The following is a 20,106-nucleotide window of genomic DNA, read 5'->3' as shown; positions in this document are numbered from 1 at the left end:
AGGCAGTCTGGCTGCACTGTTACGACCAGGAAGAAGGAAGGTGGATCGTGATGACGACAGAAGAAAAACTGCAGCATTTTACCATGTACGCCATGGAAGAGGCGAGAAATAAAAGCAACACCATGCTCCGCGAATATACAGACGCCCTGGAAAAGATTTTTCAGGAGCACAAGGAAAAGAAAAAGCGTCAGGCTGATCTGGAAATCAAGACAGAGACGGCCCGTCTCGTCAGCGAGAATAACAAGCAGGCTTCCGAAGCGCAGATTGAGATCCGGAGAATGCTGAGCAAGCGCCAGGCAGAACTGAAGGACAAGCTGTTTGTGGAAGTGAAGGATATGCTGGCCCGTTTCGCGGAAACCAGGGAGTATCATCAGATGCTGGTGCGCCAGTTCCGGGAAGCCATGGAATTCGCGGGCGGAGAGGAAATCATACTTTATATCGATCCGTCGGACGCCCAGATTCAATATAGTATCGAGGCGGAGATTGGAGCTCCGGTGACGGTCAGCACATATTCTTTTCAGGGAGGAACCCGTGCGGTTCTCCCGGCGAGAAATATTCTGATTGACAATTCGTTTGAGACGAAAATCGCGGAAGCCAAGGAGCATTTCCAGCTAAAAGGAGGGGCTGTCCATGAATAGAACAGGTGTTATTTACGGAATCAACGGCCCCGTCATCTACCTGAAGGGAAATACCGGCTTTAAGATGTCAGAGATGGTTTATGTAGGCAAGGAAAAGCTGGTAGGAGAGGTCATTGGCCTGAATCAGGATATCACGACAATTCAGGTCTTTGAGGAGACTACAGGACTGAAGCCGGGCGAGCTTGTAGAGGCTACCGGAGACGCCATCTCCGTTGTGCTTGCGCCGGGTATTCTTCACAATATTTTTGACGGAATCGAGCGTCCCTTAAGCGAGATCGCAAAGACCGGGGGCGCGTATATCACCCGCGGTACCGTGGTGGATTCCCTGGATCAGACAAAGCTCTGGGACGCCCACATGGTAGTAAAGGCGGGCGACCGTGTGCGCGGCGGCACCATCCTCTGTGAGGTGCCGGAGACAAAAGCGATTGTGCATAAGGTTATGGTTCCTCCGGATCTGGAGGGAACGCTTATCAAGGTCATGCCGGACGGACAGTATACGATCAAGGATACGATTGCCGTTCTGCAGCTGGACGACGGTTCCGAGAAGGAACTGACCATGATGCAGAAATGGCCCATCCGTGTGCCCCGTCCCACGAGAAAGCGTTATCCGGCTGCGAAGCCGCTGATCACGGGACAGCGTATCCTGGATACCCTGTTCCCAATCGCAAAGGGCGGAACGGCAGCCATCCCCGGAGGCTTCGGTACCGGAAAGACCATGACCCAGCATCAGATCGCAAAGTGGTCTGACGCAGATATTATCATCTATATCGGCTGCGGAGAGCGTGGAAACGAGATGACTCAGGTACTGGAGGATTTCTCCAAGCTGGTAGACCCGCGGAACGGAAATCCCCTGATGGACCGTACCACGCTGATTGCCAATACTTCAAACATGCCTGTGGCTGCCCGTGAGGCAAGTATTTATACGGGTGTAACGCTGGCAGAGTATTACCGTGACATGGGCTATGATGTGGCGATCATGGCAGACTCCACCTCCCGTTGGGCGGAGGCCTTGCGTGAGCTGTCTGGACGTCTGGAGGAGATGCCTGCGGAGGAAGGCTTCCCGGCTTATCTGGCGTCCCGTCTGTCAGCCTTCTATGAGCGCGCCGGCATGATGATGAACTTAAACGGCACAGAAGGAAGCGTATCCATCATCGGAGCCGTATCTCCCCAGGGAGGCGATTTCTCCGAGCCGGTTACGCAGAATACCAAGCGTTTCGTGCGCTGCTTCTGGGGACTGGACAAGTCTCTGGCTTATGCCCGCCATTATCCGGCAATTCACTGGCTGTCCAGCTACAGCGAGTACATCTCCGATCTGGCGCCCTGGTATAAGGATCATGTGGCAAAGGACTTTATGGACTGCCGCAACCGTCTGATGGTGATTCTGAATCAGGAGAGCAGCCTGATGGAGATCGTAAAGCTGATCGGAAGCGACGTGCTTCCCGATGACCAGAAGCTGGTGCTGGAGATTTCCAGAGTTGTGCGTCTGGGCTTCCTGCAGCAGAACGCCTTCCATCCGGAAGACACCTGCGTGCCGATGGAAAAGCAGATGAAGATGATGGAGACGATTCTCTATCTGTACGACAGGGCGAAGGCTCTGATTACCATGGGTATGCCCATGTCTGTGCTGAAGTCGGAAAATATCTTCGAGAAGGTCATCGCCATCAAGTATGATGTGCCCAACGATCGCCTCGAGATGTTTGAGGATTATAAAAAAGCGATTGACGAGTTCTATGATCACGTACTGGAAAAGAACGCATAAGGGGGATGAATTATTATGGCAATTGAATATTTAGGCTTAAGTGAAGTCAATGGCCCTCTGATCGCCCTGGAAGGCGTCCAGAACGCTTCCTATGAGGAAATCGTGGAGATTAACATCGACGCGAAAAAGAAAGAGCTGGGACGTATCATAGAGTGCTACGAGGATAAAGCGGTGATTCAGGTGTTCGGCGGGACCGAGAATATGTCCCTGATCAACACCCGCACCAAGCTGACCGGACATCCCATGGAGATTGCTCTCTCCCCGGAAATCCTGGGCCGTACCTTCAATGGTCTGGGCCAGCCCATCGACGGCCTGGGCGAGATCGTGTCGGATGTGCACCGGAATGTAAACGGCCAGCCCCTCAATCCGGTGATGCGGGAATACCCCCGTAACTATATCCGGACAGGCTTTTCCGCGATTGACGGTCTGACGACCCTGATTCGTGGACAGAAGCTGCCGATCTTCTCCGGAAACGGCCTTCCCCATGACCAGCTGGCAGCCCAGCTTGTAAAGCAGGCTTCTCTGGGAGAGGATTCCGACGAGCAGTTCGGTATCGTGTTTGCTGCCATGGGCGTAAAGCATGATGTGGCTGATTTCTTCCGCCGCGCTTTCGACGAGAGCGGAGCCTTCGAGCACGTGGCCATGTTCCTGAATCTGGCAAACGATCCGGTGGTGGAGCGTCTGATTACGCCGAAGGTGGCCCTGACGGCCGCCGAGTATCTGGCATTTGAGTGCAACATGCACATCCTGGTTATCCTGACGGATATGACCTCCTTCGCGGAGGCCATGCGTGAGGTTTCCTCTTCCAAGGGAGAGATCCCGTCCAGAAAGGGATATCCGGGTTACTTATACAGTGAGCTGGCTGCGATTTATGAGCGCGCCGGCATCGTGGAGGGCGTGAAGGGATCTGTGACGCAGATTCCGATTCTGACCATGCCCAACGACGACATTACACATCCGATTCCGGACCTGACAGGCTACATTACGGAAGGACAGATCGTACTGGACCGTGAACTGAACGGCCAGGGAATCTATCCGCCCATCAATGTGCTGCCGTCTCTGTCCCGTCTGATGAAGGACGGTATCGGAGAAGGCTTCACGAGAGAGGACCATCAGGATCTGGCGAACCAGCTCTTCTCCTCCTACGCGAAGGTGGGAGACGCGAGAGCGCTGGCCTCTGTCATCGGTGAGGATGAGCTGTCCCCGATTGACAAGAAGTATCTGGAGTTCGGTAAAGCGTTTGAGGCGCATTTTGTAGGCCAGGGCGCGGATGAAAACCGTACGATTGAAGAGACGCTGGATATCGGCTGGAAGCTTCTCGGTATGCTGCCGAAGGAAGAGCTCGACCGTGCGGATACGAAGATTCTGGAGAAATACTATAAGCCGGCAGAAACAGAGGAAAATTAATCCGGGTTTCCGAAGGCGGGTTTCGTCTCTGGCTGCAGGTCTGTGTAAGGCCGTCCCGCAGATTTTCACTGTCCGTGTCCATCCCTTCCTGTACACCAGTCTGCTTCCCGTCGGACTAAAAGGCAGTCCGCCGGAATCAGACAGGCGTTCAGGAAGAGGCTGAGACACTGGACAGATGAAAGTCCGCGGGGTGCCTGTGGCGAATCTGCAGACAGTGGAGAAACTCCGCACTCCGGAAAGCCCCGAAGTGATTTTCCGGCCGTGTGGCGGAGCGGAGCAAATTCCCGCCTTTGCGACACGGCGGAGTGAATTTCTGCAGGGCGCGAGAAGTCGGAATTCTATATGGGTGTTCGGTTTGCGGTCCTGCCCAGAGGTTTTATCTTTCCAGTGTACGACCTCTTCATGAACAGATGTATGAACGGGGCGGACTGCTTTTTAGTCCGTCTCCGGGCATACAGATGTACAGGAAGGGACGGACATCGGAAAGATGAAACCGTCGGGCGGTACAGAAGACCCTGTACACGCGAAAGAACCCGCTTTCGCGCCGCGCAGAAAAGAAGGAGGTAATTGCATGGACAACAGTGCAGTCCCCACAAAAGGCAATCTCATAGCGGCAAAGAATTCTTTAACGCTGGCCCGCCAGGGCTATGAGCTGATGGACAAAAAGCGTAATATTCTGATTCGGGAGCTCATGGGTCTGGTTGATCAGGCGAAGGATATACAGGCCGAGATTCGTACCACCTTTACGGATGCTTATGCGGCTCTTCAGCGGGCCAATATGGAGCTCGGAATTAACGCTGTGGCTGATGTGGCCAGAAACGTCCCTGAGGAGAACAGCATCGAGGTTAAGACAAGAAGTATTATGGGTGCAGAGATTCCGCTGGTGCGTTATGACGCGGCTACAAGAGCTCCGGTCTATGCTTTTTACAGTACAAAGGAATCTCTTGATATCGCCAGAGTGGCCTTTGAGAAGGTGAAGGATCTGACGATTAAGCTGTCCATGGTGGAGAATTCCGCCTATCAGCTGGCAGCCAATATCAAGAAGGCCCAGAAGCGAGCCAATGCACTGAAGAATATTACGATTCCCCGGTACGAGGCGCTGACAAAGAATATTTCCAACGCGCTGGAGGAAAAGGACCGTGAAGAATTCACCAGGCTGAAAGTTATTAAGAGAATGCATGGATAAAAGAGACAAGGGTTTTCGACAGGTTAGACAAGCTGTCGGGAACCTTTTTTTGTTGATTTTTGATTGCCTTTTGACATGCTGCACGGTAAAATGAGTTGTAAGGATTTCCTAAAAATATGAGGTGCAGTCATGTATTACATTGGGATTTGTGACGATGGAAAAAATACCTGTTCTGAGCTGGAGCAGATGGTCCTTTTCTATGCAGAACAGAAAAGTATGAAATGGAAGACTGCTGTCTGGTATACGGGAGAAAGCCTGTGCGATTATCTGAAAGCAGGGAATCCGCTGGATGTCCTGGTGAAACCTATTCGGCAGGAACAGGTGGAAGAGGTTCTTGATCTGGCGGTGAAAATCCTGGGAAAAAATGAGACTAAATTCATGTATCAGAGCGGCAGAGACTATTATTATATCCCCTACGGAGATATCCGGTATTTTGTCAGTGAAGGAAGAAAAATCCGTGTTGTGACGACACAGGGAGAAAAGGAGTTTTTCTTTTACTTATTTGCTGAGAGGGGCGTACCTTCTCAGCAAATAGTCGTTATAAATCTGCAAAAGGGTGAAATGTGATGAGAGTTTATTTTGAGCGAATCTTTGCAATAATAAGTTCTTCTTTTCTATTGACTGTTATTTTAATAAGCATACACCTTTTAATCGCATTTGTGGGGCTATACAAAACGAATTCTGCTCAGGAAGGTGTAGATAAAGAGCATGTATATGTTGAACTGCAGCAGGAGAGCAGCCCTTTTGATGTCCCATTAGAAAATTATGTTGACTTCTATTCGCAGCTATGCAGTAATTCAGAATTTGAATATTATGAATGCTATTTACAATATTTAGAAATGAGATCGGAATCTGAGAGCTTCTTTGATTATGAAACGGAAACATTACAAAAAGGGGGTGACGCGGTTTTATGCGTCCAGATAAGTGAAAATCTGCAAAACAGGAACCATTTTGAATGCTGCAGGGGGAGACTTTTCGATACAAAAGATTTTCAGTATTATGGAGGAACGATCCCTGTTATTTTGGGATATGAGTATCGGGATGTGTATCAGATAGGCTTTCAATTTACTGCAGTATATCTGTATCATACATATAACTTTGAAGTTGTGGGAATTTTAGAAAAAAATTCCATAATCCAGAATCCGGGCACCACTATACTGCTGGATAAATATATTATCATGCCTGGTTTTAATGTTTGTAGTATGCCGCAGGAAAATGCGGGAATAACGATTCATTACGCGAATAAAACAAGCGGTTGTCTGGTGGCTCCAACAGAGAAATTTGCAGAAGTATCGAACTGTATAAAACAGTTATTACTGGATCAGAAATGTGGATATTATACGATGGATATTTTCCCTGTAAAATATAATGTCATAGAGAAAACAGGTTTTGATATAGGAAGTTTTATCATCGGCTTATCAATAATATTTCTGGCTTTTCATATACTGTATTACCGGCATGTCAAAAAAACAAAGAAATATATTATAAAAAACAGAGTCTTCTTTGCATGCGCAGAATTAGCAGGAACAGGGCTGCTGTTCCTGACGACGTACTATGCTTTTTCATTTTTGATAAGTATGAAAATGGATATGAGAATTTTGGGTATTTTCGGCATTTTCGTTATTGTTACAAAATATGTTTATTTGCCGCCCGGCAGAGAGATCTGAACGGTCAGTCCATGGGGGACGGAATCGGAAAACTGAATGGTTCCCTTATGGGCTCTGACAATCTGTTTTACCAGCTTTAAGCCCAGTCCATGCTCTGTTCCTGTACTGCCGTCCCGGCTGCTGGAAATATCCTGTCCCTGGTTCAGCCTGCCAAGGAGTACGGCAGACAGGCCGGTGCCGTTGTCCGACACGGTACAGAGACAGCGCCCGTCCTCTTCGTCCACGGAAAGGAGGATCTTACAGCCCTGGGGATTGTGGGCCATGCTGTTCTGAAGCAGGTTGTCCAGCATCCGCAGAAGAAGGCCGGCGTCGCCGGAAAGATGGATGGAGCGTCCCGGATGAATTTCGGAGAATGTGAGCTCATACTGCCCGGGCAGGCCGTTGTTCAGCACTTCGCTGACGGCCTGTCTTCCGATTTCCACCAGATCCACGTCTTTGAGGCAGGCGGCCTGGAGAGAATATTCCAGCCGGGTGGTCAGATTCAGATCGTCGATCAGCCGCTTCATTTTTTCGCTTTCCCGGCGGATGATTCCCGCCTGCTTCCTTGCCTCCTGGGGAAGAAGAAGGTTGTCCTCCAGTTCGCTGGCGTACCCGAGCGCCATGGAGAGTGGTGTGCGGATGTCATGGGAGACCCCGCGAATCCACTCGGCCCTTGTGTTATCCTTTCGGGTCATATAGGCGGCTGCCCGGTTCAGTCCTGCGTTGATTTCCGCCAGCTCGCCCTGTTCATCCAGATGCAAAGGCCTGCCGTGGCTCAGATCCTGGATTCCCTGCAGCGCCGGGGCCATGGCCTTTTCTACCCTGCGGGTATTCCGGAGCAGGAGAAAGGAGATCAGGAAGAGGTTGAACAGGAAGACTGCGGCGCTTCCTCCCAGCAGGAATCCCATATAAGGCCAGTTCAGGACATAATAATATTTTATCAGAGTCCGGGGCGGGAAGCCTGCCACCATCAGGCTCCCGTCCTCCCGCGCCCAGACCTTTACCGGGTAATCCTCCAGATACCAGCGGCTGAAGGAGGCGATGTCCCCGCTTGTGTAGGATCGGGGCAGCTCCTCCGGCAGATCCTGCTGCCAGATCACAGTTCCATTCTGGTCCAGCAGCATGGCCCAGGCGCCGCTTTCCTCCATCAGGGAGAGAGCGGTATCGTCGGCTGTCCAGACCCCATTCTGTAGCGTTACATGCCCGGAAAGCTCCTGGACAGAGAAGGAGGTATCGGAATCGCTCATGCTTCCTGCCACCATAATCAGAAAGAACAGGGTCAGGTTAATGATGATGAAAAGCAGTACAATTCGAATCGTGGAAAAAATGTACCGCCGGAAAAAGCGCTGTACAGGATTCATGGCTTCTCCTCCTTCAGGTTCAAACGGTAGCCCAGGCCCTTTACCGTGATCAGGGAAACGGGCCGGGAGGGATTTTCTTCTATTTTTTCTCGCAGGTGCCGGATATGGGTGGAGAGGGTGCTTTCATACCCCTGCCAGAATTCTCCGCATATGGTCTCGCACAGGATTCCCGTGGTCACGATCCGCCCCGCATTTTCAAACAGCTTTTCAAACAGCTGGAGCTCTTTGGCGGTCAGAGAGAGCGTTTCGCCGTCTTTCCATACCTCCGCGCGGGACAGATCCACGGTGGAAGCTGCCAGTTCGACCTGGCGCTGCTGCTCCGGATAGGCGCGGCTGAGAATGGCTTTTGTCCGCAGCAGCAGCTCTTTGGGCAGAAAAGGTTTGGAAAGATAGTCGTCCGCTCCTGTTTCCAAGCCCTCGATGCGGTCCTCCGCCTCGCCGCGGGCGGTCAGCATCAGAACGGGGACGCGGCTTGTGCGGCGGATCTCCCGGAGCACGGCAAAGCCGTCCATTCCGGGCATCATGACATCCAGAATGATCAGATCGGGCTTCTGCTCCCTCCACAGCTGAAGGGCCGCGGCCCCTGACGAGGCGGCAAGAAGGTCATGGTATCCTGCATTTGTAAAAATAGAAAGCAGCATTTCCAACAGGTTCAGGTCGTCATCCACCAGTAAGATTCTGTGATCTTCCATAGCTTTCCATCCTTTCATAATCGTTCGTCAGCGCCGGCGCACAGAGGCCGCATAGTCCTTTGGGTACACCGGCGCTGTCTGTATTATACCCTTGAAAACGCCATCCGGCTATTCTGATCCGGAAATCTCAGAGAAAAATTAAGGATCGCTCAGTCTTAACTCAAGGTGGGAGTGATATTCTGCTGATATCACGAAAAGGAGGTATTCGTCTATGAACGATTACATGATTGAGACCCGCGGGCTCACGAAAAAATATGGAGAGCAGCTCAGCGTATCCGGCCTTTCCCTTCATGTGAGAAAGGGCCGCATCTACGGACTGCTTGGGCGCAATGGCGCCGGAAAGACGACAACCATGCGGATGCTTCTGGGACTGACCGCGCCCACCTCCGGCGATGTAAAGATCTTTGGGAAACCCCTTCGGGGCAATGAAAAGAAAATCCTGCCGCGTATCGGTTCCCTGATTGAATCTCCCGGTTTTTATCCCAATCTGACCGGGACGGAGAATCTACAGATATTTGCCTCTCTCCGGGGATTAAAAAAGCCGAAATATGTGAAAAACGCTCTGGAGGTGGTCAACCTTCCATACAAGGATAAAAAGCTGTTTTCCCAGTATTCTCTCGGCATGAAGCAGCGTCTGGCTATCGCGCTGGCAGTCATGCACAATCCGGAGCTTTTGATCCTCGACGAGCCTATCAACGGTCTTGACCCCATCGGCATCGCGGAAATGCGGGATTTTATCCGGGAGCTGTGCGATGCTATGGATAAGACCATCCTGATTTCCAGCCACATTCTTTCTGAAATTTCACTGCTGGCGGACGACATCGGCATCATTGACCATGGCGTGCTGCTGGAAGAGGAGAGCCTGGAGGAGCTGGAGCGGAAGAATGGTAAATATTTCTGCTTCCGGGTATCAGACCCGAAAACGGCGGCCCGGCTCCTGAAGCAGCAGATGGGAGTCCAGGACATTGCCATCGGAAATACGAATGAGCTGACGGTTCGGGATTCCGGCCTGGAAACAGGCGCGGCCGTCCGGCTGCTTGTGGAGGCGGGCCTGACCGTGTCGGACGCTCATCTTTATGAGGAGACCCTGGAGGACTATTTCAAAAAGGTGACAGGGGGTGAGGGCATTGCTTAAGCTTTTTCGCTGTGAATTCGCCAAGCTGCGGAGAAAGCCTCTGTTTTTCGCCGCGGCGGCGGTGTCTGCCCTGATTCCGCTGGCCTACGCTCTGTTTCTGCCTGATTTTAAGCAGTTTACAAGCAGCAGGGAAGCAGTGGATTCCATGATGGCAGCCCTGTTTCAGATGAGCGCCTATCTGCTTTTGATGCCCGCGCTGGTCGTGCTGGCCTCCAATCTTCTCTTTGAAGAACAGGACAATGATACGCTCAAAAATCTGGTGACGGTTCCCGTAAGCAAGGCATCCCTGGCTCTGGCAAAAATGCTGCTGCTGTTTTTGTTTTCCGCCGCCTTCATGGCTGTGGGAGGACTGGTGAACCTGGCCCTTGTGTCGGCGGCAGGCTGGGCGCCGGAGGGCTTTTGGAGGCTCTTCTGGGTGGGAATCGGCCAGGGGATCATGATGTGGGCCGGAGCGCTGCCCTGTATTCTTTTGGTGGTGCTTCTGAACCGCAGCTATATTATTTCCGTAATCATCGCCTTTTTCTATACAACCATCAATTACATTTTCGGCATGAATGATCTGCTTATCATGCAGCCCTTCGGCTTGAATCCGGGGACGCTGCTTCCGGGCTCCCTGGCCTTCCGCTGGTACTTTCAGTATTTTGACACATCCCATGCAGGCGCGGAGACAGCGGCCTTGCTGGAACGGATCAGTCCCTATTTTGTGACGGTTCCCCAGGCCTTTCTTGTAACCGGCGCAGAGGCCGTTCTGTTTTTGACTTTGATTGCTCTTGTCTATAAAAGACAGGCTGCTGAAAAGAAGGAGGTGTGAATCATGTGGAATATCATCAAAGGGGAATGGCAGAAGCTGCGCCGGTGCCAGATTTTGCTGGTAGGAATCGTGGCGCTGGCTCTCTGCCCTGTGGTGCAGTATGGAAGCCAGCTCATTGTCAATCCGGAGATACGGGACCCGAATTACGATTTTGTCCATCTGTTTTCCAGTGTGGTCTGGGGAAATACGCAGGTTTTCCTGCCTATTTCTCTCGTGATGACTGGAGGATGGATGATTGACCGGGAGCATACCAGTGACACCATGAAAAATCTGCTCGCTGTGCCGGTATCCTATCACAGGCTGCTGGGCGGAAAGCTGGCCGTGGCCGCGGCTTTGTCCCTGGTATTCGGGGTATACAGTGTCATTGCGACAGTGGTGACGGGGAGCCTGGCCGGGCTGGACGGATTTTCCATGATTGTTCTGGCGCGTCAGGGAGGCCAGGTGATTCTGGCGGCTTTTTATACCGGGCTTGTCTGCATGCCGCTGATCCTGATCTTCGGACAGATCCGGGGCGCTTATCTTGGCGGGTCGCTTCTGACCTTCTTTCTTGGCTACTGCATCCTGTTTTTCAAAGGCGGCTTTCTGCTTTCCGCGTATCCCTTTTCCGCGGCACTGGTGCTGTCCGGATTTGATATGCAGGAATACAACGGCGCCATAGAGTCTCCCAGTATTCCGCTGGCGCTTTTAGGCATGCTTTCGGTTCTGCTTTTGACTGCCGGAGTCCTGTTCTTCTCCCGTCCGGGCAGCAAAGCCGGAAGCTCCGGAAAGAAGAAAAAGAAAAAGGGCCGCGGCCAGCGCAGATAAGCCGGCAGCACAGATAAGGAGGACTTTATGAAACAGACAGATCTTATGAAACAGACAGAGCGAAAGAAAAAGGTATTGGCGGCGCTCTGCGCAGTTCTGTGCGCAGGCCTGCTGTCCGGGTGTTCTTCCGGCGGGGTTCTGGATAGTAAGGAAAAAAATGAGCAGCTGAAGGATACCATTCTGGAGACTTATGACGCGCTCATAGGAGGGGCAGGCACAGCAGTCCTGACCCCCGAGAGATCGCTGGAAGGGAGACTTACGAGAGGAGAAGATGATTATACAGGATCTTACAGGGCGTCTTATTATGAATTTACAGGCATGGAAGTGCTGTTCGGCGGCACGACGCTGGAACGGGAGGAGGGAGGAACCCTGGAGCTTACCTGCTCCCTTTCCCTTGAGAGTGGGAAGGCGGAAATATTCTTGTGTTCCGGCTCCGATGATCCGGAGATCCTTTTATCCGGGAGCGGGGAGTATACCGGCGCCTGGGAGGTAGACGGGGGAAGTACCTATATTGGCGTGCGGTGTGAGGACGCGGTGGGAGAGGTGTTTATTCAAATAGAATAGATAGAATATCGTGCGTGCAGAAATGTGGAACACGCGTCCCCTTTCTGTTGCTATACAGGCCGTCCTTTAAATGTTATTATTTTAACAAACAAAGGGGCTTGATAGCCGGAAAGGGGATTCATATGAAAATCAAAGCAGCAGTGACACACGCAAACGCAGAGCCGTTTCAGATTGAGACGGTGGATCTGGAGGAGCCGAAGGCGGGGGAAATTCTGGTGAAAATCGCAGCCTGCGGAATCTGCCACACCGACGAGGCCACGCAGCACGAGCAGGTGCCGACGCCGCTTCCGGCCGTGCTGGGACATGAGGGAGCAGGCATTGTGGAAAAGGTCGGAGAAGGCGTGACCGAGTTTAAAAAGGGGGACCGGGTCGGCTTTTCCTTTGCTTTCTGTGGTCACTGTGATAACTGCCATACGGCTCATGTGGCAAGCTGTGAGCATTTCAACGACATCAATTTTGGCGGCGTTCTGCGGGACGGAACCTCGAGATTGTCCCAGAACGGCGAAACACTTTCCATGTTTTTCGGCCAGTCGGCCTTTGCGGAGTATGCGGTGGTGGACGCGGACTGCGCGATCAAGGTGGAGGATGACAGCATCGATCTGGGGATTGTGGCGCCGCTGGGCTGCGGCATTCAGACAGGAGCGGGAACGGTGCTGAATTTCCTGAAGCCGGAGTTTGGTTCTTCCATCGTCGTATTCGGCTGCGGAGCTGTATATTTCGCCGCAGGGCTTAAGCCGCACTCTTTACGCGCTGGAGGAAGAGCTTCAGGTCAGGCTCTTTGAACGCTCTGTGAAGGGGCTTGAGCCCACCAGAGCCGGAGACTATTTTTATCAAGAGGCGGAGAAGCTTCTGAAAAGCATGCATCAGACGGCATTTCAGGTGCGGAGCCTTTATGGGGAAGAGGAAGCCCTGCGCCTGGTGTGCAGCTACGGGGCGCTGTCGGCCCTGCCCTATTCCAGAATTCTGGAATTTAAAAGGAAGTACCCGGAGATTCATCTGCAGTGGAGGGAATACCCGGATCTCCAGGCGGAGCAGCAGCTGGTTGAAGGCGATTACGAGATAGGGCTTCTGGTGAAGGGGGAGGAGCCGTTTGGAGACAGATATGAGAGCATCGATCTGTTTTCCCGCTGTATCAGGATTCTGGTGTATGAGGGACATCCGCTGTACGAACGGGAGCGTCTCACCTATCAGGATCTGAAGGACGAGCCTCTCATTATGGAGGGAAATGATTTCCGGATTTATGAGGTGTTCCGGAAAAAATGTATGGATGCCGGCGTATATCCGGAGATTGTGGCAGAGACCGGTGACATTGGCTTCTGCCATGAGCTGTGCGCAATGAAGCAGGGCTTAAGCGTCACCATTGATTTTGTGACAGAATATATCAGAACCGGCGGAGTGAAGGCGCTGCCCCTGGAAGAGCCGGAGATTCTCTGGACCGTGCAGCTGGTGCGGCACAGGGCGAACCGCCTGTCGCCGGCTGCGGAGAAATTTTTCAGGTATATCTGCAGTGGATTTCGTTGAAATCAGATAATAGAAGTGGAAGGAATTCTGAGCAGTACAGGAAAGCCGTATCTGGATATTTATTTTATGCGGGGAAGTCTGGCTGGTGTGAATCTGTTTCCGTTTCGGACGATTTTGGAACAGCTGTCGGGAAGAAATGAGTATTTAGGTGTGAAGGATATTTTCGTAAATGCGGTTATTAACTTCGCAGGGAACATCTGTCTGTTTGTACCGGTTGGTTTTTTATTGCCTGAAATCAGCAGGAGGTTTCGAGACATACGAAACGCTCTGGCTGTTCTGGAGACTGGTGTATCACTGCAGATTAGCCGGAAAAAAATTACGAGGTTAAATGTACGTAAAAAAATACAAAACTTTATTTTAGGGCTTGTTACTACTTTAACAACGTGCTATAATACAGTGGATTGCTGAAAAATTATCAAATTATATCACGTAAACGAGAGAGAGGTAACAGTATGAACAGTGAGACATCAAACAAAATCGTTGTAATCGGCGCCGGCAATGTAGGAGAGACTATCTGCTATACGCTGATGCTGCGCGCCCAGGTGGGCGAGATCGTTTTGATCGATGTGAATGAGAAAAAGGCGAAGGGCGCCGCTCTTGATATTTCCCATGGTACAGCCTTCTATAGCCAGGTACGTATCAAGCAGGGAGGCTACGAGGAATGCGCGGATGCGAAGATTATCATCGTGACCGCAGGCGTTGCACGTAAGGAAGGACAGACCCGTCTGGATCTGGCAAAGGTCAACACAGGCATTGCCAGGGATATCGCACAGAACATTATGAAGTATGCGAAGAATCCGCTGATTATCGTTGTGTCTAATCCGGTAGATGTAAATACCTATCTGATCCAGAAAGAGACAGGACTTCCGGCAGAGCGCGTAATCGGAACGGGAACTTCTCTGGATACCGCACGCTTCCGTTATCTCTTGAGCCGCCGCTGCAAGGTGGACATCCGCGATATTCAGGGATACATTCTTGGTGAGCACGGCGATTCCCAGGTTCCGATCTGGAGCAGCGTAAACGTGGCAGGCGAGACCATCGACCATTTCCTTCCTGCAGATGAGAAAGAGAAAGAGGAAGTAAAAACAGAGATTGCCACCAAGGCACGTACCGCAGGCGCAGACGTTATTTCTCTGAAGGGTGCTACCTTTGACGGAATCGCAATGTCTGCTTTCCGTATCGTAGAGTCTATTCTGAAGAACCAGAATACCGTTCTTCCGGTTGCTCATGTGCTGGATGAGAGCTACGGCGATATGGCAGGCTCTACCATCAGCCTTCCCTGCGTTGTAAACGGTGAGGGTATTGCCAGAACTCTGAAGATTTCCATGACAGATGAGGAGCTGAAGGCTCTGGGACATTCTGCGAAGGTGCTGAAGGACTTTATCGCAGACGTGGTTGCGAACGACTAAGCTGCGCAGGCATTTCGGCCTGAGAGGCTCCGGTGGCGCCTGCGGGCTGCGAATTGAAACTGCATAACAGCAGATCATAGAAGTAAAAAGAGGTACGGATTGAGAGAAAAATCCGTATCTCTTTTTTTGATCTGTGAAAAAAGTTTGAGTTTGATCCTGGAAATCTGTTTTGGAAATTTTGACATAACGTCTTGAGGGGATCTTGAGAAAACAATTATCAGTCAATAGCCTCTGTTTTTGGTATTGTATGTTAAGTATATGACAATATAGTTAACAAATTCACATATATAGGGAAAAAGTGTTGGATTAGCAGCTGCTAATTCCTAGAAAACAACTCGGAATTAACAAAAACAGATGAAAAAATAACACAGAAAATAACATTTTGCATAAATAATTTCGAAAAAACCACAAAAAAATCCCCGGAAGGGGTTGTTAAAAAAATGACGACATGATACAATGTTGAAAAATTGATAGAAATTTATCAAATGGAAAGAAGGAGGTAGTCAAATGGTGTACAGCTATTATCCGGGCTGCACGTTGAAAAACAAGGCGCAGGACCTGGATCGATACGCCAGAATGTCGGCAGAGGCGCTGGGCTTTACGCTTCAGGAGATTGAAGAGTGGCAGTGCTGCGGAGCTGTCTATCCTCTGGCTTCGGACGAAATCGCCACAAAGCTGTCGGCAGTCCGCGCCTTAAACGACGCGAAGGAAAAGGGCCAGGATTTGGTGACGCTCTGTTCTGCCTGTCATCATGTCATCAAGCGTGTGAACGACGATATGCAGCATGTGGAGGATATCCGCACCAGAGCAAACAACTATCTGAAGCTTGACGAGCCTTATCTGGGAGAGACAAAGGTGCTTCATTTTCTCGAAGTGCTCCGCGACCGGGTGGGCTTCGATACCCTGAAGGAAAAGGTGGTGCGTCCTCTGACCGGACGGAAAATCGGCGCGTACTATGGCTGTATGCTGCTTCGTCCAAGCTCCGTGATGGCCTTTGACGATCCGGAGAATCCCACAGTGATGGAGGACTTCATCCGGGCGCTGGGAGCGGAGCCGGTGGTCTATCCGTTCCGAAACGAGTGCTGCGGAGGCTACATATCCCTGAAAGACAAGCCGCTGGCCGGAAGCCTGGTGGATAAGGTCATGGAATCGGCGGTCTGTCACGGGGCGGAAGAGCTGATTACCGCCTGTCCCCTGTGTCTCTATAATTTGAGGAACAGCGGAAGCCGGGAGAAGGTTCCGGTGACCTATCTGACAGAGATTCTTGCGGAGGCTCTGGGACTGCTGCCGGAGGAAGAAGCGCCGGATCATGCGGCGGTTTCCGGGACGGAAAGCCAGGGAGAACACGCGGAAGGAGGAACGGCAGATGTATAGCACAGAAACGGCAAAGGCTGACATGATCCGCGAGATCAGCGGCGTCAATACAAGAAAGTGCATGAAGTGCGGCAAGTGCTCCGCATCCTGCCCGGCCTATGATGAGATGGACGTCCGGCCGCATCAGTTTGTCTCCTATGTGGAGAGCGGCGATGTGAGCTCTCTTCTGGAATCAAAGAGTCTCTGGAAATGCCTTTCCTGCTTCGCCTGCGTGGAGCGGTGTCCGAGAGACGTGAAACCGGCGAAGCTCATCGAGGCGGCAAGGCTGATGGTGATTCGCCAGAGAGGCGGAAACTATCTGAGCCCGGACGAGGTGCCGGAGCTTCTTGATGAAGAGCTGCCCCAGCAGCTTCTGGCAAGCGCGTTCCGCAAATACAGCAAATAGAGAGGATCAGGAGGTGAAGAAAAGTGCATAGAATAGGAGTATTTGTCTGTCATTGCGGTACGAACATTGCGGCGACGGTAGACATTGACCGCGTGGTGGCAGCGGCGGCGAAGGAGCCGGGCGTGGTACACGCGGAGGATTACCAGTATATGTGCTCCGAAGCCGGACAGCTCAAAGTCCGGGAGGCCATAAAGGAAAAACAGCTCACAGGCATCGTTGTCTGTTCCTGTTCTCCCAGAATGCACGAAAATACATTCCGCCAGGCGGCGCAGCGCGCAGGCTTAAATCCCTACATGGTAGAGATTGCGAATATCCGCGAGCACTGTTCCTGGATACATAAAGACAGAGAGGAAGCCACAGAGAAGGCCATTATTCTGGCGAGGGCGGCCATCGCGAAGGTGATGCTGAACGCACCCCTGACGGCCGGGACCAGCCGGGTAGTGAAACGGGCTCTCGTGATTGGCGGCGGGATCGCCGGCATCCAGACGGCCCTTGACATTGCCGAGGCCGGCTACAAGGTGGACATTGTAGAGAAGACGCCGAGTATCGGCGGAAGAATGTCCCAGCTTGACAAGACCTTCCCGACCCTGGACTGCTCTGCCTGTATCCTGACGCCGAAGATGGTGGAGGCGGCAGCCCACGAAAACATCACCATTTACACCTACAGCGAGGTGGAGAAGGTGACAGGCTTTGTGGGCGATTTTCATGTGGAAATCCGGAAGAAAGCCAGAAGCGTGGATATGAGCAAGTGTACGGGCTGCGGCGTCTGCCAGGAGAAATGCCCGTCCAAAAAGGCGCCCAACGAGTTCAACCGGGGACTTGATAAGAGAAGCGCCATCTACACGCCTTTTGCCCAGGCCATCCCCAACGTGCCTGTCATTGACCGGGAGCACTGCATCAAGTTCAAGACCGGAAAATGCGGCGTCTGCGCGAAGGTCTGCCAGGCCGGAGCCATTGACTATGAGCAGAAGGATGAGATCATTACGGAAAATTACGGAGCCATCGTGGTAGCTACAGGCTTCGATACGATTAAACTCGATAAATATGACGAATATGCTTACAACCAGAGTCCGGACGTGATTACCTCCCTGGAGCTGGAGCGTATCATGAACGCGGCAGGCCCCACAAAAGGCCATCTGGAGCGTATGTCGGATCACAGGGCTCCCAAGTCCATGGTATTTATCCAGTGTGTGGGCTCCCGCTGTGCCGATAATCGCGGAAAGAGCTACTGCTCCAAGATCTGCTGTATGTACACCGCCAAGCATGCGATGCTGATCCGCGATAAGTATCCGGATGTGGATGTGACGGTATTTTACATAGACGTGCGTACGCCGGGCAAGAACTTCGATGAATTTTACCGCCGGGCCGTGGAAGAATACGGCGTCCATTATATCAAGGGCCAGGTCGGAAAGGTGGCGCCCCAGGGCGATAAGCTACTGGTACAGGGCGTGGATCTGCTGGACAACAGGCGGATTCTCATGGAAACGGACATGGTAGTTCTGGCGACGGCGATAGAGCCGAATCCCGACGTGCGGAAAATCGCAACCATGCTGACGGCCAGCATCGACACGAACAATTTCCTGACGGAGTCCCACGCGAAGCTGCGTCCGGTGGAATCGCCCACGGCGGGCATCTTCCTCTCCGGCGTCTGCCAGGGACCGAAGGATATTCCGGAGACGGTAGCCCAGGCTGGAGCCGCGGCTGTGAAGGTAGTCGGACTTCTGGCAAAGGACCATCTGGTGACGAATCCCTGCGTGGCCAAGTCGGATACCCTGCTCTGCAACGGCTGTTCCTCCTGCGAAAAGGTCTGCCCCTACGGAGCCATTTCCTATGAGGAGCAGGAAGTGAACGACCACGGCATCCGGGAGACGAGACGTGTGGCAGTGGTCAACAGCGCCCTCTGTCAGGGCTGCGGAGCCTGCACAGTGGCCTGCCCGTCAGGCGCCATGGATCTGCAGGGCTTCTCAAACAGACAAATTCTTGCGGAGGTGGATGCGATATGCAGGTAGAAAATACAGAATTCCGACCGAAAATCGTGGCGTTCTGCTGCAACTGGTGCAGCTACGCCGGAGCGGACCTGGCCGGCAGCAGCCGCCTTGCCTATCCGGCGGATGTGAAGATTATCCGGGTGCCCTGCTCCTGCCGGGTGAATCCCATGTTTATCTTAAGAGCTTTCCAGAGAGGAGCCGACGGCGTGATCCTGTGCGGCTGCCATCCGGGAGACTGCCACTATACCACAGGCAACTATTATACCAGAAGAAGAATGACACTTCTGTTCTCTATGCTGGATTACCTGGGTGTGGAACACGGGCGTACCCGCGTGGAATGGGTGTCCGCAGCCGAGGGCGTCAAGTTCTCGACGACCATGAATGAGTTTGTGGCGAAGATTCACGAGCTCGGAGAAAACGTAAGACTGGAGGATCTGCGATGCAAGAACTGATCACAAGAGCAAAAGAGCTTCTGGCTGACGGAACCGTGTCGCGGGTGCTCGGCTGGAAAAAGGGCGATATGGGCTGGGACCCGGAGCCTGCTTATTTTGAAAAAGAAGAAGATTTGAAAGATTTCGTGTATAACCCCTTCTGCGGCGCGAATTTAAGCAAGTATCTGATCGCAGCCGGGAAGCTTCCGGGCACGACGCTGGTATTTTTAAAACCCTGCGATACCTACAGCTTCAACCAGCTCACAAAGGAGCACCGGGTAAAGAGGGAGAAGACTTATATCATTGGCGTAGGCTGCCATGGAACCCTGAAAGCAGAAAAGGTCTTAAGCGCCGGAATCAAGGGCATCGAGGACGCCGCCATTGAGGGAGATACGCTGAAAGTAAAGACCCTTTACGGGGAAAAGGAAATGCCCCTGATGGACGCCCTTCTGGAGCGCTGCCAGGTCTGCAAAGGGAAAACCCACGTGGTCTTTGACGAACTGATTGGCGCAGAGGAAGGCGAAGAGGCGGGACCGGGAGGACTTGCCGGAAACCGCTTTGCGAAGGTGGAAGAGCTGGAAGCCATGCCGCCGAAGGAGCGCTTCGCGTTCTGGCAGGAACAGCTTTCCAAATGTATCCGCTGCAATGCCTGCCGGAATGTCTGTCCGGCCTGCAGCTGCCTGAAATGCGTGTTTGACGGCAATCAGTTCGACAGCAGCCAGAAAGCGAATGCCGATACCTTTGAGGAGCAGATGTTCCATATTATCCGGGCTTATCATGTGGCCGGACGCTGTACAGACTGCGGCGAGTGCAGCAGGGTATGTCCGGAAGGCATCCCGCTTCAGCTTCTGAACCGGAAATTTATCAAGGATATCAATACATTCTACGGCGAATATCAGGCAGGGGCCGATACGGAAAGCCGGGCTCCTCTGACGGATTTTACCTTTGAGGATGTGGAGCCGGGGATCGTAAGTGAGAGAGGAGGCGGAAGATAG

At 52.3% G+C, this 20,106-nt stretch carries 21 protein-coding genes; 19 read left to right on the top strand and 2 right to left on the bottom strand.

What is annotated here, in order from left to right:
• Positions 1–50: 50 nt before the first annotated feature.
• From B5E77_RS08255 to B5E77_RS08230, 6 genes are all read left to right on the top strand, one after another.
• Positions 51–638 carry a V-type ATP synthase subunit E gene (locus tag B5E77_RS08255; protein ID WP_087164892.1) on the top strand — a complete coding sequence of 196 codons (588 nt, stop codon included), beginning with the start codon at positions 51–53 and terminating at the stop codon, positions 636–638.
• Positions 631–2,397 (top strand): V-type ATP synthase subunit A, encoded by a 1,767-nt coding sequence (locus B5E77_RS08250; RefSeq protein WP_087164891.1) that lies wholly within the window; start codon positions 631–633, stop codon positions 2,395–2,397. The genes B5E77_RS08255 and B5E77_RS08250 overlap by 8 nt, the downstream gene beginning before the upstream one ends.
• A gap of 15 nt (positions 2,398–2,412) precedes the next feature.
• Positions 2,413–3,804, top strand: a complete 1,392-nt coding sequence (locus tag B5E77_RS08245) for a V-type ATP synthase subunit B (RefSeq protein WP_087164890.1) — start codon at positions 2,413–2,415, stop codon at positions 3,802–3,804.
• Positions 3,805–4,375: 571 nt separating this feature from the next.
• Positions 4,376–4,990 (top strand): V-type ATP synthase subunit D, encoded by a 615-nt coding sequence (locus tag B5E77_RS08240; RefSeq protein WP_087164889.1) that lies wholly within the window; start codon positions 4,376–4,378, stop codon positions 4,988–4,990.
• A 129-nt stretch (positions 4,991–5,119) separates the two neighbouring features.
• On the top strand, positions 5,120–5,557 hold the full coding sequence (locus tag B5E77_RS08235; RefSeq protein ID WP_087164888.1) for a hypothetical protein: 438 nt from the start codon (positions 5,120–5,122) through the stop codon (positions 5,555–5,557).
• Positions 5,557–6,657, top strand: a complete 1,101-nt coding sequence (locus B5E77_RS08230) for a hypothetical protein (RefSeq protein ID WP_143468604.1) — start codon at positions 5,557–5,559, stop codon at positions 6,655–6,657. The genes B5E77_RS08235 and B5E77_RS08230 overlap by 1 nt, the downstream gene beginning before the upstream one ends.
• On the opposite strand, the gene B5E77_RS08225 is transcribed toward B5E77_RS08230, so the two are convergent.
• Together B5E77_RS08225 and B5E77_RS08220 are read right to left on the bottom strand one after the other, a co-directional pair.
• The gene (locus B5E77_RS08225) at positions 6,630–7,997 is read right to left on the bottom strand and encodes a sensor histidine kinase (protein WP_087164886.1); all 1,368 of its coding nucleotides are present in this window, start codon (positions 7,995–7,997) and stop codon (positions 6,630–6,632) included. The genes B5E77_RS08230 and B5E77_RS08225 overlap by 28 nt on opposite strands.
• Positions 7,994–8,689: a response regulator transcription factor gene (locus B5E77_RS08220; RefSeq protein ID WP_087164885.1), complete on the bottom strand. Its 696-nt coding sequence runs from the start codon at positions 8,687–8,689 to the stop codon at positions 7,994–7,996. Before B5E77_RS08220 ends, B5E77_RS08225 begins: the two co-directional genes overlap by 4 nt.
• A gap of 211 nt (positions 8,690–8,900) precedes the next feature.
• On the opposite strand from B5E77_RS08220, the gene B5E77_RS08215 reads away from it, so the two are divergent.
• The 13 genes from B5E77_RS08215 (at position 8,901) to B5E77_RS08155 (ending at position 20,106) form a co-directional block, all read left to right on the top strand.
• A complete protein-coding gene (locus tag B5E77_RS08215; protein ID WP_087164884.1) occupies positions 8,901–9,824 on the top strand; it encodes an ABC transporter ATP-binding protein in 924 nt (307 codons plus the stop codon).
• On the top strand, positions 9,817–10,635 hold the full coding sequence (locus B5E77_RS08210) for an ABC transporter permease (protein ID WP_087164883.1): 819 nt from the start codon (positions 9,817–9,819) through the stop codon (positions 10,633–10,635). The genes B5E77_RS08215 and B5E77_RS08210 overlap by 8 nt, the downstream gene beginning before the upstream one ends.
• 3 nt (positions 10,636–10,638) lie before the next feature.
• Positions 10,639–11,439, top strand: coding sequence for an ABC transporter permease (locus B5E77_RS08205; RefSeq protein ID WP_087164882.1), 801 nt, complete (start codon positions 10,639–10,641; stop codon positions 11,437–11,439).
• A 27-nt stretch (positions 11,440–11,466) separates the two neighbouring features.
• Positions 11,467–12,003, top strand: coding sequence for a hypothetical protein (locus B5E77_RS08200; protein ID WP_087164881.1), 537 nt, complete (start codon positions 11,467–11,469; stop codon positions 12,001–12,003).
• Between the two features lie 122 nt (positions 12,004–12,125).
• On the top strand, positions 12,126–12,785 hold the full coding sequence (locus tag B5E77_RS08195; RefSeq protein WP_087164880.1) for an alcohol dehydrogenase catalytic domain-containing protein: 660 nt from the start codon (positions 12,126–12,128) through the stop codon (positions 12,783–12,785).
• Positions 12,679–13,524 carry a LysR family transcriptional regulator gene (locus B5E77_RS08190; RefSeq protein WP_087164879.1) on the top strand — a complete coding sequence of 282 codons (846 nt, stop codon included), beginning with the start codon at positions 12,679–12,681 and terminating at the stop codon, positions 13,522–13,524. The genes B5E77_RS08195 and B5E77_RS08190 overlap by 107 nt, the downstream gene beginning before the upstream one ends.
• 15 nt (positions 13,525–13,539) lie before the next feature.
• A complete protein-coding gene (locus B5E77_RS08185) occupies positions 13,540–13,932 on the top strand; it encodes a VanZ family protein (protein ID WP_143468603.1) in 393 nt (130 codons plus the stop codon).
• Positions 13,933–13,976: 44 nt separating this feature from the next.
• Complete coding sequence (locus tag B5E77_RS08180; RefSeq protein WP_087164877.1) at positions 13,977–14,933, top strand: L-lactate dehydrogenase; 957 nt, start codon at positions 13,977–13,979, stop codon at positions 14,931–14,933.
• A gap of 507 nt (positions 14,934–15,440) precedes the next feature.
• A complete protein-coding gene (locus tag B5E77_RS08175) occupies positions 15,441–16,307 on the top strand; it encodes a CoB--CoM heterodisulfide reductase iron-sulfur subunit B family protein (protein ID WP_087164876.1) in 867 nt (288 codons plus the stop codon).
• Positions 16,300–16,692 (top strand): 4Fe-4S dicluster domain-containing protein, encoded by a 393-nt coding sequence (locus B5E77_RS08170; RefSeq protein ID WP_087164875.1) that lies wholly within the window; start codon positions 16,300–16,302, stop codon positions 16,690–16,692. The genes B5E77_RS08175 and B5E77_RS08170 overlap by 8 nt, the downstream gene beginning before the upstream one ends.
• A gap of 23 nt (positions 16,693–16,715) precedes the next feature.
• On the top strand, positions 16,716–18,701 hold the full coding sequence (locus B5E77_RS08165) for a CoB--CoM heterodisulfide reductase iron-sulfur subunit A family protein (protein ID WP_087164874.1): 1,986 nt from the start codon (positions 16,716–16,718) through the stop codon (positions 18,699–18,701).
• Positions 18,692–19,132, top strand: a complete 441-nt coding sequence (locus B5E77_RS08160) for a hydrogenase iron-sulfur subunit (protein WP_087164873.1) — start codon at positions 18,692–18,694, stop codon at positions 19,130–19,132. Before B5E77_RS08165 ends, B5E77_RS08160 begins: the two co-directional genes overlap by 10 nt.
• Positions 19,120–20,106: a 4Fe-4S dicluster domain-containing protein gene (locus B5E77_RS08155; RefSeq protein WP_087164872.1), complete on the top strand. Its 987-nt coding sequence runs from the start codon at positions 19,120–19,122 to the stop codon at positions 20,104–20,106. The genes B5E77_RS08160 and B5E77_RS08155 overlap by 13 nt, the downstream gene beginning before the upstream one ends.

Source organism: Lachnoclostridium sp. An131 (genome assembly GCF_002160825.1).
GTDB lineage: Bacteria > Bacillota > Clostridia > Lachnospirales > Lachnospiraceae > Laedolimicola.
The sequence above is the reverse complement of the archived record's forward strand: the minus strand, read 5'-3'. Positions and strand labels throughout refer to the sequence as shown.